This is a genomic window from Paracoccus sediminis (assembly GCF_900188295.1).
Taxonomy (GTDB): domain Bacteria; phylum Pseudomonadota; class Alphaproteobacteria; order Rhodobacterales; family Rhodobacteraceae; genus Paracoccus; species Paracoccus sediminis.
The window spans coordinates 51,569-65,124 of sequence record NZ_FZNM01000001.1 but is presented as its reverse complement, the minus strand read 5'-3'; the positions used below and the strand labels follow the sequence as shown (position 1 = coordinate 65,124).

Genomic DNA, 13,556 nt, shown 5'->3' with positions numbered 1-13,556 from the left:
TAGGCCATTGAGGGCACGGATGGGCGGTTCGAGTAGGCCGGCCGGGGGCGGACCCGGACGCGAACGTCGTAAGGGGGCGTGACGGCCGGGAGAGACCGGCACCCTTTTCACCCGCAGGAACCCATGTCCTACGCCACCGCCCCCGACATCGTCGATCTTTACGGCCCGTCCGCCCTGTATGTGGCGGATCGCGACAACGACGGCACAGTCGATGCGGCGGCGGTGGATCGCGCACTTGTGTCGGCCTCGGACGAGATCGACAGCCATGTAGGCGTGCGCCATGCGCTGCCCCTGGCCGCGGTGCCGGGCATCCTGCGCCAGCATTGCGTCGACATCGCCGTCTATCGCCTGGCGCTGTCGGCCGACGTGCTGACCGAGGAACACCGGCGCCGGTACGAGGACGCGGTCGCGCATCTGCGCCGGATCGCCGAAGGCAAGGCCGCGCTGGTCCTGCCGGCCGATCCGGACGCGCCCACCGATCCCGACGCCCCCGAGATGACCGGCCCGCGCCCGATCGTGGCCAGCGGACCCCCGCGCCTGTTCACGCGCGGCGCCATGCGGGATTTCTGATGGCCGGAATCAACATCAGCGTCACCCCCGACCTGTCCGGCGCCCGCCGCCTGGCCGAGCTTTCGGCCGAGGATCTGGAAACCTTGGTGTTCGCCATCGGCGAGCTGATGGTCACGCAGACCAAGACCCGGATCGCCGACGAGAAGACCGATCCCGACGGCGCGCCCTGGGCGCCCTGGTCGGACGCCTATGCCGCCACCCGGTCCGCTCGTCATTCGCTGCTGGTCGATGTGGGCAACCCCGGCCTGCTGGAAAGCATCGCCAATCATTCCACCGCCGACGCCGCGATCGTCGGCACCAACCTGGTCTATGGCCGCGTCCACCAGGTCGGGTCCGACGACGGCGCGATCCCCGCCCGCCCGTATCTGGGCCTGTCGGGCGAGAACCGCCGCGAGATCGAGGCGCTGGTGGTCGATGGCCTGGAAGGGATGCTGCAATGAGCCTGCGCCCCGACCTGCTGGCCACGCTGCCCGGCCTGGTCGCCGCCGAGGTGCAGGGCTGGCTGCCCGATCTGGCGACCTGCAAGGGCGTGGTCGGCCGGATCGAGCTGGCCGAGGTCAAGCGCCTGGGCATCGCCGCGCCCGCCGTCCTGGTGTCGCGGTTCGGCACGCGCGTCGCGCAGGCCCTGGCCGGTCCCCACCGCCATTACCTGGTCGACCTGGCGGCCTTTGTCGTGACCAAGGATGCCCTGGGCCTGGACCGCAACACCGCCGCCGCCACGATCACCCAGGCCCTGCTGACCCGCCTGCCGGATCTGGAGATCGACGCCGAGGGCGTGGGCGAGGTGTCCGACCTGACCGAGCATTCGCTGGTCACGACCGACGTCCTGAAGGAAGGCATCGCGCTCTGGGCCGTCACCTGGCGGCAGCGTGTCGCGCTGGAGGCCCATCCCGAACCCGAGCCGATCACCCCGCAGCTGTATGTCGGCTGGGCGCCCCGGATCGGCGCCGCGCACGAGGACGACTATGTCCTGGTCGGGGGCAACCCATGAGCTGGTCCGCCGCCGAGAACGACCGCCGCGCCGCCAACATCCTGATGATCGGCACGGTCAGCGCGGTCAACGCCGGGGCCGCGCGGGCGCGGGTCGATTTCGGGGATCTGCAATCGCCGGACCTGCCGGTCGGCCAGCTGCGGGCCGGCGCGCTGTCCTTCTGGTGGCTGCCCCAGGTCGGCGAGCAGGTGCTGGTCGGCTGCCCCGGCGGCGACATCGGCCAGGGCGTGATCCTGTGCGGCATCTTCGCGGGCAACGCCCCGTCGTCGGACGCGGGCGTGCCGCTGATCGCCTTGGCCGGCGGCGTGATGCGGGTAGAGGGCTCGATCGAGGTGACGGGCGATGTCACCGCCTCGGGGATATCGCTGGTCGGGCATGTGCATGGCGGGGTCCAGGGAGGCCCCGATAACACGGGAAAACCGAAATGACGGAAAAGCGGGATTACATTGTGCGCACTGAGGCCTGGATCGCCGGCCGCCCCGCGAAGGCGGGCGATGTCGTGCGCCTGACCGAGCGCGAGGCGCGCTATGAGCCGGTCGATCCGGTGGTATCGGACGACGCGGACGCCCAGGCCGAGCCGGCGCGCCGCGCCAAGGGCCGGCCCGAGACCCGGACCGGGACCGACGCATGATCGGCATGTCGCGCCACACGGGCAGGATGCTCGACGGCGATGCGCATCTGGCGCAATCGATCGCCGATATCCTGACCACGCCCCTGGGCACCCGCGTGATGCGGCGCGACTATGGGTCGAACCTGCCCGACCTTCTGGATGCCCCCATGAACGGCGAAACCGTCATCGATGTGTTCGCCGAAAGCGCGGACGCCATCGACCGCTGGGAGCCGCGCTTTCGGCTGACGCGTGTGCAACTGATCGCGGCCGAGGTCGGCGCGTTCGAAATCCTGCTGGACGGCGAGCAGGACGGCGCGGCCCGGTCCGTCGCGGTCCGGATCGGTGGCCCGGCATGACGACACCCGTCGATCTGTCCCGCTTGCCTTTGCCCGACGCGGTCGAGGCGCTGGATTACGAGACGATCCTCGGCGCGATGAAGCAGGTCATGATCGCCCTGGCCCCCGAGACCGCAAGCGAGCTGGAGCTGGAAAGCAGCACGATCCTCAAGATCCTTCAGGCGGGTGCCTATCGCGAGCTGCTGCTGCGCGCGCGCGTCAACGACAGCGTGCGCGCCGTGATCCTGGCCACCTCGACCGGCGCCGATCTGGACGGCCTGGCCGCGCTGACGGGCGTCGAACGGCAGGTGATCGTCGAGGCCGATCCCGACGCGGTGCCGCCGGTGGCGGCCGTCCTGGAAACTGACGCCGCGCTCCGCCGCCGGGCGCAGATGTCGCCCGAAGGCCTGACCAACGCGGGGACCGCCGGCAGCTATGTCTATCACGCGCTCAGCGCGGACGGCCGCGTTCGCGATGCCGGCGTCACCAGCCCGACGCCCGGCCGGGTTGTCGTCACGATCCTGTCCCACGACGATGACGGCGCCCCGGCGCCGGATCTGCTGGCGGCCGTGACCGCCGTCCTGCAGGAGGTCCGGCCGCTGTGCGACGACGTGGCCGTGGCCGCGCCGACATTCGCCGACTTTGCCGTCACGGCCCATCTGATCGTGCCCGGATCGCCCGGCGCCGAGATCGCGCGGGCCGCGGCCCAGGCCGCCGTCACCGCCTATCTGGACGAGGCCCGCGCCGTCGGCCGCGCGGTGCGCCGCAGCGCGCTGATCGCCCGGCTGCACCAGGCGGGCGTCGAGGCCGTGACCCTGACGTCCCCGGCGGGCGACGTGGATCCGGGCGCCACCGGCGTCGCCCGCGCCACGGCCGTAACCCTGACCGCGGGGGTGGCGCCATGACCGATCACCTGCTGCCCCCGAACAGCACCGCCCTGGAGCGCGCCGCCTCGATCGCCATGTCCCGGCTGGCCGAGATCGACACGCCCGCGAACCTGATGTGGGATCCCGATACCATCCCGCTGGCCTATCTGCCCTGGCTGGCCTGGGCGCTGTCGGTCGACGACTGGGATCCCGACTGGCCCGAGGCCCGCCGCCGCGAGGTGGTGCGCCGGTCGTTCGACCTGCACCGGATCAAGGGCACCCAGACGTCGGTCAAACAGGCGCTGGCGATGCAGGGCTATGGCAATGCCTCGATCACCGAAGACAAGGATTTGCCGCGGATCGGCGATGCCGGCCTGATTGTCGGCGGGGCGCGGATCGAGGGGGAGCCCGTGCGCGATGCCTGGGCCGTGGGCGATATCCTGGTCATCGGCCGCGGCGATCTGCGCATCGGCGGGGACCGCGACCTGGCCTTCGAGAACCAGACGATCACCGGAACCTGGTCCATAGGCCCCGATGATCCGCACTGGGCCGATTACTGGGTCGCGGTGCCGGTCGCGATCCGCCGGGCGGACGCCGACCGGCTGGCAGGCCGTCTGGCCAGCGTCGCACCGGCGCGCTGCCGTTTGCGGGGCATCGCGCTGTCCGGGGCGTATTTCGCCCTGGGCGACGATCAGTGGCGGATCGGCGGCGACATCGGATTGGGCAGGAGCTATGACTATGAGGTGCACTGATGGTTGATGTGGCAAGCGTGCCCGGAATCGGCGAAGCCGATGTCTGGGTGGACAAGGTGCCCGAGCTGCAGAACGGCTGGCGCCCCACGGGCGGTCCGCCCAATCCGGTCGCCGACGAGGGCCTGCTGAACTGGCCATTGCAGGTCCTGGCCTGGCGGACCCGCTATTTCTACAACCGCGAGCAGGAACGCAAGCTCGACATATCCCGCGAGCTGACGGTCGGGCCGGGCGGACAATACGCCACGCTGGGCGCCGCGCTCGAGGTGTTTTCGGTGATGACCCCGCGCCTGCGGGCGCAAGCCGTCATCGGCACCGTGCGCCTGCTGGCCGGCTACGAGATGGCCGAGCAGATCACCGTGCGGGGCATCAACCTCGGCTGGGTCCGCATCATCGCCGACGCGCCCACGGTCATCATCCGGCGCAACGCGCTCACCGTCGGAACCGGTCTCTACCCGGCGTTCCTGGCGATCAACGGGGGCGTCCTGCCACAGATCAGCGCCCTGTTCGTGATGTCCACGGAAGGCCTGGCGACCGGACGCGTGGGCCTGATGGTCTCGGTCGGCGGCTATGCGCAGGTGACGGCCGGGGCGGGCATCCAGGGCGCCGGCGGCTATGGCCTGTTCGCGACGTCGGGCGGCACCATCGTGGCCCAGGGCGCCGACTTCCGCAACGCCGGCGAAGACGGCGCGCGCGCCTCGGCAGGAGGGGTCGTGGTGGTCAACGAGGCGATCCTGACCGGCGCGGGCGGGTCAGGCGTCTACTGCCACAAGGGCGGCGCGGCCGACTGCCAGAGCGCGATCCTGACCGGCGCCGCGGTCAGCGGCATCTACTGCTCTCTGGCCGGTCGCGTCGCGGCCTTCAGCGCCAACTGCCGCAAGGGGGCGTCCGACAGCAGCGCCGACATCGCCGTCGCGCAAGGCGGCACGATCGCCGCGGCCGGAGCGATCGGCGGCACCAACATCGCCACAAACACCACGACGCCATCGGGAGTGATCTACAGATGATCCATGCCGTTCTTGACGCCGACGGCCAGCCGACCGGCGCGGCCTACATGACGGTCACGGACCGCATCCGCGCCCATCACGCGGCCTATGGCGAGGTCATCGAGCCGGTCGCCGATCTGGCCAACGACGGCGACGACGAGGCGCCCGTCTGGCGCGTCGTGCCCGCCAGCATCGAGGCGCTTCGCGAGATCTGGACCGCCACCCGCTTCCAGGCCCGATCCGCGCTGCGGGCCGCGGGTCTGTTCGAGGCCGCCGAGGCCGCCGTCCGCGACAGCGGCGACGCGGCCCTGATCGAGGCCTGGGACAGCGCCAGCGAGTTCCGCCGCATGTCCCCCGCCATCGTCACCACCGGCGCCCTGATGGGCCTGCCCGACGAGGCGATCGACGACCTGTTCCGCGCCGCCGCGCTTATTTTCGCATAAGGAGACCCCCGCCATGCCCGATTTCCTGCACGGCATCGAAGTCATCGAGATCGACAACGGAACCCGTCCGATCGCCACCGTCGCCTCGTCCCTGATCGGCTTCGTGGGCACGGCCCCCGAGGCCGATGACGAACTGTTCCCGGTCGACATGCCGGTGCTGATCGCCGGACCCCGCCAGGCGGCGCTTCTGGGTGCGGCCGGATCGCTGCTGGACGCCTATCAGCAGGCCTACCGCGAAGGGGTCTCCGCGATGGTCGTGGTGCGCGTGGCCGCCGGGGCCACGCCCGCCGACACCGTCACGGCCGTGATCGGATCGGAAACCGCCGCCACCGGCATCTGGGCGCTGATGAACGCACGGCCGCTGCTGGGTGCGACGCCGCGCATCCTGGCCGCGCCGGGCCACAGCGCGAACGCTGCCGGGGCGACCGAGGCGTCCCCGGTGGCCACCGCCCTGATCGCGGTGGCCGAACGGCTGAAGGCGGTTGCCGTCATCGACGGACCCAACACCACCGAAGCCGCGGCGGTGGCCGACGTCGCCCGCTACGGCTCGCAGCGGGTGCTGTATTGCGAACCCGCCGTCCGGGTCTGGGACGAGGGCGCGGGCGCGGTCGTCACCCGGCCCGCCAGCGCCACCCATGCCGGCGCACTGTCGTTTTCGGATGCCACGCGCGGTTTCTGGTGGTCCCATTCGAACAGGGTGTTGAAAGGCATCGTCGGCACGGCCCGCCCGGTCGGTTTCGCCATATCCGATCCGGCGACGGAATCGAACCGCATGAACGAGAAGGGCATCACCACGATCGTCAACCAGAACGGCTTTCGGACTTGGGGCAACCGTTCGCCCGCCGCCGACGCCAACTGGGCCTTCCTGTCCGTGCGCCGCACCGCCGACATGATCTATGACAGCATCGACTCCGCAATGCTGTGGGCCATGGACCGGCCCTTCAGCGAGCAGCTCTTGCGCGACATCCGGGACAGCGTGAAGGACTATATCACGACCCTTGTCACGCGCGGCGCGCTCCTGGGCGGGGACTGCTGGCTGGACCCCGAACTGAACACCGAAGCCACCCTGAAGGCGGGGCAGCTGTATCTCGACTTCGACATCGAACCGCGGGCGCCGCTGGAGCGCCTGACCTTCCGCGCCTTCCGCAACGGCTCGTATTACGACGAGCTGGTGTCCGCGGTCGCCGCGGTCAACTGAGGAGAACGCCATGGCCCTGCCCAAGACCATCCGCAACTTCAACGCCTTCGTGGACGGCATCAGCTATTTCGGGCTGGCCACCGAGGCCAAGATGCCCTGGCCCAAGATCCAGACCGAGGCGCATCGCGGCTCGGGCATGGACGGCCCGATCGGCCAGGACATGGGCATGGAAGCCCTGTCGGCCGAGGCGACCTTCGCGGAATGGTCGCCCGCGCTGCTGAAGCGCATCGGGACCGAAACCCGCGTCGTGTTCCGGCCCGCCGCCAGGGCCGACGGCGCGGCCACGGCCGAGACGATCATCGCCACCGTTTCGGGTCTGGTGACGGGCCACGAGGGCGGCGACCTGAAGCCCGGCACCGGATCGACCCTGAAGCTGACCTGGGACGTCCGCCAGTACCGGCTGGAGATCAACAACGAGGTCATCTGGGACATCGACCTGGTGGCCGGCAGGCGCGTCGTCGGCGGCGTCGACCAACTGGCGGCCTTGCGCCGCGCCATGGGCATTTAAGGGGGCCTTGAACCATGTCTGCAAAACTGTCCGATCCGATCACCCTGGCCGAGCCGATCCGGCGCGGTGACGAGACCATCGCCAGCGTCGCCGTCCGCAAGCCCGATGTCGGCGCGCTGCGCGGCATGAAGATGGTCGAACTGATGCGCATGGATGTGGCGAGCTACTGCCAGCTGCTGCCGCGCATCACCGTGCCGTCGCTGCTGCCCGACGAGATCGAGGCGCTGGACGTGGCCGACCTCGTGTCGCTGATGAAGGAGACGTCGGTTTTTTTCATCAGTCAGGCGGAGATGGAGGCGATCGAGGCGGCGGGGGGCTAGGGCTGCCCGACGACGTCGAGGAGGCGATGGCGGATATCGCCACCGTCTTTGGCTGGGCGCCGCGGGACATGGACCCGATGAGTGTCGAGGAACTGGCCGGCTGGTGGCGCCGTGCCCTGGCGCGCATCCCGAACGGAAACGAGGACGATGGCTGACCTGAACATCGCGCTGATCCTGCGGCTGGTCGATCGGGCCACCGGGCCGGCGCGTGCGGCCTTCGACCGCATGGACCGGATGTCCCAGGGGGCCTTGACCCGCAACGCGGCGATCGCGGATCGCGGCGCCCGGCTGATGGCGGGCGGCATGGGCGACGTGGCGCGCGGCGCGGGCCGGGCGGCCCTGGCGGTCGGGGCCTATGGCGGCGTGATGGCCGGGATCGGCCTGGCCTTCGTGCGGCCCGCCGCGCAGATGGAACGGTTCAAGGTCCAGCTGAAGAACCTGGAAGGATCGTCGGCCGGGGCGGAACGGGCGATGGCCTGGATCCAGGAGTTCGCGACCCGCACGCCCTTGGAACTGAACGACACGATCAGCGCCTATGCCAGGCTGAAGGCCTTCGGCGTCGATCCCATGAACGGGTCTTTGCAGGCCCTGGTCGACACGATGGCCGCCAGCGGCGGCGGCGCCGAGCAGCTGGACGGCCTGGTCCTGGCCCTGGGCCAGTCCTGGACCAAGGGCAAGCTGCAAGGCGAGGAAGCCTTGCAGATGCTGGAACGCGGCGTCCCCGTCTGGGATCTGCTGGCCGCGAAGCTGGGCCGGACCGCGGCCGAGATGCAGGAGATGGCCTCGGCTGGCAAGCTGGGCCGGACCGAGATCCAGCTGCTGGTCGATGCGCTGGCCGAACGCAACAAGGGCGCGTCCGAGGCCATGTCGAAGACCTGGGACGGGATCATCTCGAACCTGATCGATCACTGGTCACGCTGGCAGGTCATGGTCATGGACGCGGGCCTGTTCGACTTTCTCAAAGGCAAGCTGCAACTGTTCCTGGACTTCCTGAACCAGGCCGCCGCCGACGGGCGTCTGCAACGCTGGGCCGAACAGACGGCCGGTGCGATCATGTGGGCGCTGGAAGGCATCTGGGCCATGGGCGTCGAGGCCCTGGCGCTGTGGCAGCAGGTCTATCCCTGGCTGGAGGCTGCGGCCGAATGGACCGGGGGCTGGCAGAACCTGCTGATCGCCATCACCGCCCTGGCCTTCGGCAAGACGATCCTTGGTATGGTAATGGGTCTTGCCAAGCTGACGGTCGGCCTGGGGCTGGTGTCGGGCGGTTTCCTGGGCTTGGTCAAGGACGTCGGCAAGCTGACCCTGTCGCAGCGCATCCTGGTGGGTTTCGGCCGAGTGCTGGCCGTGCTGGGACGCGCCCTGTTTCTCACGCCGCTGGGCCTGGCCATCGCGGCCGTCGCGACCGGCGTTTATGCGATCTACGAAAACTGGGACGGGATCGTGACCTGGTTCCAGGGCAAGATCGAGCGGGTCCGCGCGGCCTTCGACGAAGGCTTCTTCCAGGGCCTCTGGACGGCCTTCAAGGAGTTCAACCCGACCACGCTGGTGGTCGAAGCCCTGGCGGGGTTCGTCACCTATGTGAACGACAAGATCGAGGAGGCCTTCGGCGTCGACCTGCTGGGCGCCGGCGACGCCATGGTCAAGTCGATGTGGGACGGCATCCGGCAGGCCTGGACCGATGTGCTGGACTGGTTCCGGCGCATCCCGGACATGATCGTCGCCGCGATCGGCCGCATCGACATCGGCAGCCTGATCACCTGGCCCGAGCCGCCCGCCTGGCTGGACCGGCTGTGGAACGGCGACACCACGCCCGCCGGTCAGCAGGCCGCGATGGCGCGCCGTGCCCCGTCGCTGGCCTATGGGCAGGAGGCCACGCCCTATGCCGGACCGCGCGCCCTGGGCGGCCCGGTCCGCGCCGGCCACGTCTATCGCTGGCTGGAAGAAGGCCAGGAGATGTTCGTGCTCAATGCGGACGGCCAGGTCATTTCCAACCGCCAGCTGCGCGCCATGCGGCAGCGGCCCGCGTCCCCGGCGGGATCGCGCATCGACGTGGGCGGCATCACCATCAACGCCGCGCCGGGGATGGATGCGCGCGACATCGCCCGCGAGGTCGGCCGGGTGCTGCGGCGGCTGGACCGGGACGGACGCGCGGCGCTGCACGACGGGGGCGCCTATGCTTAGCAGCCTGGTCATGATGGCGCTTGGCACCTACCGGTTCGGGATCAACCGCGCCGCGTATCAGGCGTTCACCCGACGGGCGTCCTGGCGGTGGGATCAGGCCGACCGGATCGGCCGCGCCCCGGCGCTGCAATACCTCGGCCCCGGCGCCGACGAAGTGACCCTTGAAGGGGTCATTTATCCCCACTTCAAGGGGGGATTGCGCCAGGTCGAAGGGATGCGCGCCATGGCCGGCCTGGGCCAGCCGATGATCCTGGTCGACGGGCTAGGCTGGGTCTGGCATCGGTGGTCGATCCTGTCGATCGAGGAGCGCAAGAGCGTGTTCCTGGCCGATGGCGCCCCCCGCAAGATCGAGTTTTCGATGGAGCTGATGGCTTACGGCGACGACCGCGCGGGCCTCGGGGGGCTGTTCGGATGAGGCGCGTCATCACCCGCGGCGGCGACATGCTGGACGCGCTCTGCAAGGTCCACCTGGGATCGGAACACGCGATAACGGCGGTGCTGGACCTCAATCCGGGCCTGGCCGAGCGAGGTCCGGTCTATCCGGCCGGGCTGGCCATCCTGTTTCCGGACGCCGCGCCCGCCTCCGTCCGGTCCGAAATCCGCCTGTGGGGTCGCACATGACGCCGGCCTTCCAGATCCCGCCAATGGCCGGGACGTCACCGGCGTGTTCCAGGACCGGCTGGTCGAGCTGGAGATCGTGGACGAGGACGGCGAAAGCGCCGACCGGGTCCGCATCGTCGTCGATGATCGCCAGGACCGGGTGGCCCTGCCTGAAATGGACACGCTGCTGCAAGTCTGGCTGGGGTATCGCGAGACGGGCCTGTCCATGATGGGCCAGTTCGCCGTGGACGGACGCGGCGGCGAAGGCCCGGTGCGCCGCCTGACGATCGAGGCCACCGCCGCCGACATGAAGGGCGGCATCCGGGCGCCCCGGACCCGCGCCTGGCAGGACAAGGCCCTGTCCGAGATCGTCCGGACCATCGCGGCCGAGGCCGGGCTGCGCGGGGTCGTATCCGCCGCGATCGCCGACATCCGCTGGCCCTATCTGGCCCAGACCGCCGAAAGCAACCTGCATTTCCTGCGGCGCATCGCCCAGACCCTGGACGCCACCGCCAAGCCGGCCGGCGGCACCCTGCTGGTGTCGCGGCGCGGCGACGACAGCACCGTCGGCGGCGATCCGATGCCCAATGGCATCCTGACCGCCCGCGACCTGGTCGAATGGACCTGGGCCGAGGACGGCCGCGAGAAGGTCGGCCGGGTCGACGCCCTCTGGTCGGATGTGGACGCGGCCGCGAAGCAGACCGTGTCGGTGGGCGACGGCGATCCGGCCACGACCCTGCGCCATGTCCATGCCTCCGAGGCCGAGGCCCGGCGCGCGGCCGAAGCCGAGTTCCGCAGGCGGGCGCGTGGCCAGACCACCTTCTCGGCCGAGTTGGCCCGATTTTCGCCCCAGGTCATCGCGGGCGCCCGGATGACCCTGACGGGCGTGTCCGGCAAATGCGATGGCCAATGGGATCTGACGCGCGTCACCCACACCCTCTCGGACGGCCTGCGCACGGCCGTCGAGGCCAAGCGAGGAGTCCTGTAATGCTGCAATTCGATGTTGCGAAATGGCGCAACCTGGGCCTGGACGCAGAGCTGGCGGCCCTGCTGGCGGCCTGCGTCAACGCGGCCAATCGCACACCCAAGGCCGGACGCGGCATTCGGTCGATGACTGCCGATCCCGGTGGCGGCATGCGCGTCCTGATGACGGACGGGAGCGAGATCCTTCTGAACGAGATCAGGGCCAGCCTGGCCGAGGCAGACGAAGCCGCGATCGCTGCGGCGCGCGATGCGGCGGCTGCCGTGGACGAGGCGCTGGCCGATCTGCCCCTGTCGATCATGGATCTGGACATCGAGGACGGGCGGCTCATCAAGATCCTGGGCGACGGATCCCGCGTGATTGGCCCGATACTGACGGTCGGAGGCGGCTCCCCTGTCCCTGTCTGGGACGTGTCGGGCGGCGCCGGCGCCATCACCATTTTCGCAATGCCGCCCGTCGCCCGCCTGGGCGGTTCCGGCGGCGTGGGCTCCATCACCATCACCGAGGACTGAACATGGTCAACCGCATCATCATCACCGACGGGAACTGGGACAGCGACACTCTCATCCTGCTCCCGCGCCCCACGCTGCCCCACACCCTGGACCTTCCCGCCGGCGACTATGTCGTCGTCAACACCGCCAGCAACCCCGATCCGGCGACCGCGACAGATCCGCCGGCGCAGAACGGTTCTCCGTCCGCGACCGCCCCAGCGACCGATACGCTCACCGTGGGTGCCGCCTACAGCGCGGATTTCAGAAGCCGGTTTTCCGACCCGGATGGCGATCCGCTGATCTTTGCGATGACAGGCACCCCGCCGCCTGGCATTGCCAGAACAAACGCGGCTTTCGCAGGCACCCCGACGACGGCGGGCAGCTACAGCGTGACCTTGACCGGAAGCGACCCAAGCGGGGCGTTTGCCAGCATCGGCATTTCCTAGACAGTGGCAGTCCAGCCGCAGGTCGCCCTGACGGTCACGCCGTCGTCTGCCGTAACCCAGTCGTCGCCGGTCGGCACCGTGGCAGCAACCATCAGCACGGACGCCACCGCCCTGACGCTGGGCGGCGACGACGCAGGCCTTGTGCAAATCAGTGGCGATCAGATCGTCACCACGGCCGCGCTGACGGGACGGACCGAGCTGTCGTTCACCGTCACCGGCACCCGTAGCGGCTATACCGCCCGCGCCCGGACCGCCTCGGTCAGCGTGGCTGCATCGGATCAGGGCCAGACTGACACCGCGGCCCCGATCATCAGCGAGGAGGATTACGACATCGACACGGGCGCGATGTCCTTCTCGATCACCGAAGGCGGGACACTGCGCTGGGCGATCTATTGGGGCGAGGACGGTCAGCCGACGTTGAACAGCGACGGCAGCTGGTCCGGGCCGGTCATCGAGACCGGATCCGTGGCGGTGCCTGCGGGCGATGGGTCTGTGACCCTCACCTTCGATACCGATCTGGGCAACCGCATCGCCTATGGCGTGATCGACGCGGCGGGCAATGTCAGCAACATCATCCGCGAAAATGTCCTGATCGGCGATGATCCCCTGGCGCCCCGCTTTGTCGGCATGGGACAGTCTGTCTGGGGCATCGGCAACCTGACGGCCGAATGGCCCGCAGGGCATCAGGCGGGCGATTTGGCGGTCGGCGTCCTGCTCACGCGGGGCGCCGACGCTGCCAGCCCGGCGCCCGCAGGATGGACGAAGCAAGGCCGATATGCGCAGGGCGCCGCCACGGGCGATGCCGTGGTCGAGGTGTTCCACCGGACCGCGGCCGGCGCGGCCGAGGCGGGATTGCGGCTTCCCGATTCGTGGAACACGGGCCTGCTGACGATGGCCGTCTATCGCCCCGCGGGCAGCGCGTCGCTGGTCCTGCGGCATCTGGGCAACCGCACGGAAGCTGCAAACACGGTCAAAGGCACCGGCACGGTTCTGACGATCCCCACGGCGAACACCGCCGCGGCAGCGCGCGGCCGGATCCTGGCGGTGATCGGCGAGCGCACGGACAACGCCGTGCGGCAGATCAGCCAGCTGTCCAACAAGCAGATCCAGGCATGGCGCGAGCGCAGCGTGTTCGGGACCGACCAGAACGCCGGCGGCTGGCTGTCCCTGGCGGATGGCGTGTTCGAGAACGGTCCCACCGCCACGGGCGCGATCAACGCCACCTATCCCGTCGATACCTCCTGGGTCTCGGCGCTCTTTGAAATCGTGGAGCAATAATC

21 protein-coding genes are annotated in these 13,556 nt (G+C 69.8%); all 21 read left to right on the top strand.

Annotated elements, in window-relative coordinates; translation table 11 throughout:
• The first annotated feature begins 123 nt into the window (after positions 1 to 123).
• The 21 genes from CHB77_RS00355 to CHB77_RS00260 all read left to right on the top strand — a co-directional run bounded on the left by CHB77_RS00355 (position 124) and on the right by CHB77_RS00260 (position 13,554).
• Complete coding sequence (locus tag CHB77_RS00355) at positions 124 to 570, top strand: gp436 family protein (protein WP_089386199.1); 447 nt, start codon at positions 124 to 126, stop codon at positions 568 to 570.
• The gene (locus CHB77_RS00350; protein ID WP_089386198.1) at positions 570 to 1,010 is read left to right on the top strand and encodes a phage virion morphogenesis protein; all 441 of its coding nucleotides are present in this window, start codon (positions 570 to 572) and stop codon (positions 1,008 to 1,010) included. The genes CHB77_RS00355 and CHB77_RS00350 overlap by 1 nt, the downstream gene beginning before the upstream one ends.
• Positions 1,007 to 1,561: a hypothetical protein gene (locus CHB77_RS18245; RefSeq protein WP_165456181.1), complete on the top strand. Its 555-nt coding sequence runs from the start codon at positions 1,007 to 1,009 to the stop codon at positions 1,559 to 1,561. The genes CHB77_RS00350 and CHB77_RS18245 overlap by 4 nt, the downstream gene beginning before the upstream one ends.
• Positions 1,558 to 1,989 (top strand): phage baseplate assembly protein V, encoded by a 432-nt coding sequence (locus CHB77_RS18240; RefSeq protein ID WP_165456182.1) that lies wholly within the window; start codon positions 1,558 to 1,560, stop codon positions 1,987 to 1,989. The genes CHB77_RS18245 and CHB77_RS18240 overlap by 4 nt, the downstream gene beginning before the upstream one ends.
• Positions 1,986 to 2,192, top strand: a complete 207-nt coding sequence (locus tag CHB77_RS00340; protein ID WP_089386197.1) for a hypothetical protein — start codon at positions 1,986 to 1,988, stop codon at positions 2,190 to 2,192. Before CHB77_RS18240 ends, CHB77_RS00340 begins: the two co-directional genes overlap by 4 nt.
• On the top strand, positions 2,189 to 2,527 hold the full coding sequence (locus CHB77_RS00335; RefSeq protein ID WP_089386196.1) for a GPW/gp25 family protein: 339 nt from the start codon (positions 2,189 to 2,191) through the stop codon (positions 2,525 to 2,527). The genes CHB77_RS00340 and CHB77_RS00335 overlap by 4 nt, the downstream gene beginning before the upstream one ends.
• Positions 2,524 to 3,411: a baseplate assembly protein gene (locus CHB77_RS00330; protein ID WP_089386195.1), complete on the top strand. Its 888-nt coding sequence runs from the start codon at positions 2,524 to 2,526 to the stop codon at positions 3,409 to 3,411. The genes CHB77_RS00335 and CHB77_RS00330 overlap by 4 nt, the downstream gene beginning before the upstream one ends.
• Positions 3,408 to 4,124 carry a phage tail protein I gene (locus tag CHB77_RS00325; protein ID WP_089386194.1) on the top strand — a complete coding sequence of 239 codons (717 nt, stop codon included), beginning with the start codon at positions 3,408 to 3,410 and terminating at the stop codon, positions 4,122 to 4,124. Before CHB77_RS00330 ends, CHB77_RS00325 begins: the two co-directional genes overlap by 4 nt.
• On the top strand, positions 4,124 to 5,128 hold the full coding sequence (locus CHB77_RS00320) for a hypothetical protein (RefSeq protein WP_089386193.1): 1,005 nt from the start codon (positions 4,124 to 4,126) through the stop codon (positions 5,126 to 5,128). The genes CHB77_RS00325 and CHB77_RS00320 overlap by 1 nt, the downstream gene beginning before the upstream one ends.
• Positions 5,125 to 5,550 (top strand): hypothetical protein, encoded by a 426-nt coding sequence (locus CHB77_RS18235; RefSeq protein ID WP_089386192.1) that lies wholly within the window; start codon positions 5,125 to 5,127, stop codon positions 5,548 to 5,550. Before CHB77_RS00320 ends, CHB77_RS18235 begins: the two co-directional genes overlap by 4 nt.
• A gap of 13 nt (positions 5,551 to 5,563) precedes the next feature.
• Positions 5,564 to 6,748, top strand: coding sequence for a phage tail sheath C-terminal domain-containing protein (locus CHB77_RS00310; protein ID WP_089386191.1), 1,185 nt, complete (start codon positions 5,564 to 5,566; stop codon positions 6,746 to 6,748).
• Between the two features lie 10 nt (positions 6,749 to 6,758).
• Positions 6,759 to 7,256 carry a phage major tail tube protein gene (locus CHB77_RS00305; RefSeq protein ID WP_089386190.1) on the top strand — a complete coding sequence of 166 codons (498 nt, stop codon included), beginning with the start codon at positions 6,759 to 6,761 and terminating at the stop codon, positions 7,254 to 7,256.
• A 14-nt stretch (positions 7,257 to 7,270) separates the two neighbouring features.
• On the top strand, positions 7,271 to 7,576 hold the full coding sequence (locus tag CHB77_RS00300; RefSeq protein WP_089386189.1) for a phage tail assembly protein: 306 nt from the start codon (positions 7,271 to 7,273) through the stop codon (positions 7,574 to 7,576).
• Between the two features lie 26 nt (positions 7,577 to 7,602).
• On the top strand, positions 7,603 to 7,731 hold the full coding sequence (locus CHB77_RS00295) for a GpE family phage tail protein (RefSeq protein ID WP_089386188.1): 129 nt from the start codon (positions 7,603 to 7,605) through the stop codon (positions 7,729 to 7,731).
• Positions 7,724 to 9,757 carry a tape measure protein gene (locus CHB77_RS00290; protein ID WP_089386187.1) on the top strand — a complete coding sequence of 678 codons (2,034 nt, stop codon included), beginning with the start codon at positions 7,724 to 7,726 and terminating at the stop codon, positions 9,755 to 9,757. Before CHB77_RS00295 ends, CHB77_RS00290 begins: the two co-directional genes overlap by 8 nt.
• Positions 9,750 to 10,172, top strand: coding sequence for a phage tail protein (locus CHB77_RS00285; RefSeq protein WP_089386186.1), 423 nt, complete (start codon positions 9,750 to 9,752; stop codon positions 10,170 to 10,172). Before CHB77_RS00290 ends, CHB77_RS00285 begins: the two co-directional genes overlap by 8 nt.
• Entirely contained in the window at positions 10,169 to 10,378 is a 210-nt protein-coding gene (locus CHB77_RS00280; protein ID WP_089386185.1) for a tail protein X, read from the top strand. Before CHB77_RS00285 ends, CHB77_RS00280 begins: the two co-directional genes overlap by 4 nt.
• A 43-nt stretch (positions 10,379 to 10,421) precedes the next feature.
• The gene (locus CHB77_RS00275) at positions 10,422 to 11,345 is read left to right on the top strand and encodes a contractile injection system protein, VgrG/Pvc8 family (RefSeq protein ID WP_089386184.1); all 924 of its coding nucleotides are present in this window, start codon (positions 10,422 to 10,424) and stop codon (positions 11,343 to 11,345) included.
• Positions 11,345 to 11,851: a hypothetical protein gene (locus CHB77_RS00270; protein WP_089386183.1), complete on the top strand. Its 507-nt coding sequence runs from the start codon at positions 11,345 to 11,347 to the stop codon at positions 11,849 to 11,851. Before CHB77_RS00275 ends, CHB77_RS00270 begins: the two co-directional genes overlap by 1 nt.
• Positions 11,852 to 11,853: 2 nt before the next feature.
• A complete protein-coding gene (locus CHB77_RS00265) occupies positions 11,854 to 12,276 on the top strand; it encodes a putative Ig domain-containing protein (protein ID WP_089386182.1) in 423 nt (140 codons plus the stop codon).
• A 78-nt stretch (positions 12,277 to 12,354) separates the two neighbouring features.
• Complete coding sequence (locus CHB77_RS00260) at positions 12,355 to 13,554, top strand: hypothetical protein (RefSeq protein ID WP_131023296.1); 1,200 nt, start codon at positions 12,355 to 12,357, stop codon at positions 13,552 to 13,554.
• Positions 13,555 to 13,556: the final 2 nt, after the last annotated feature.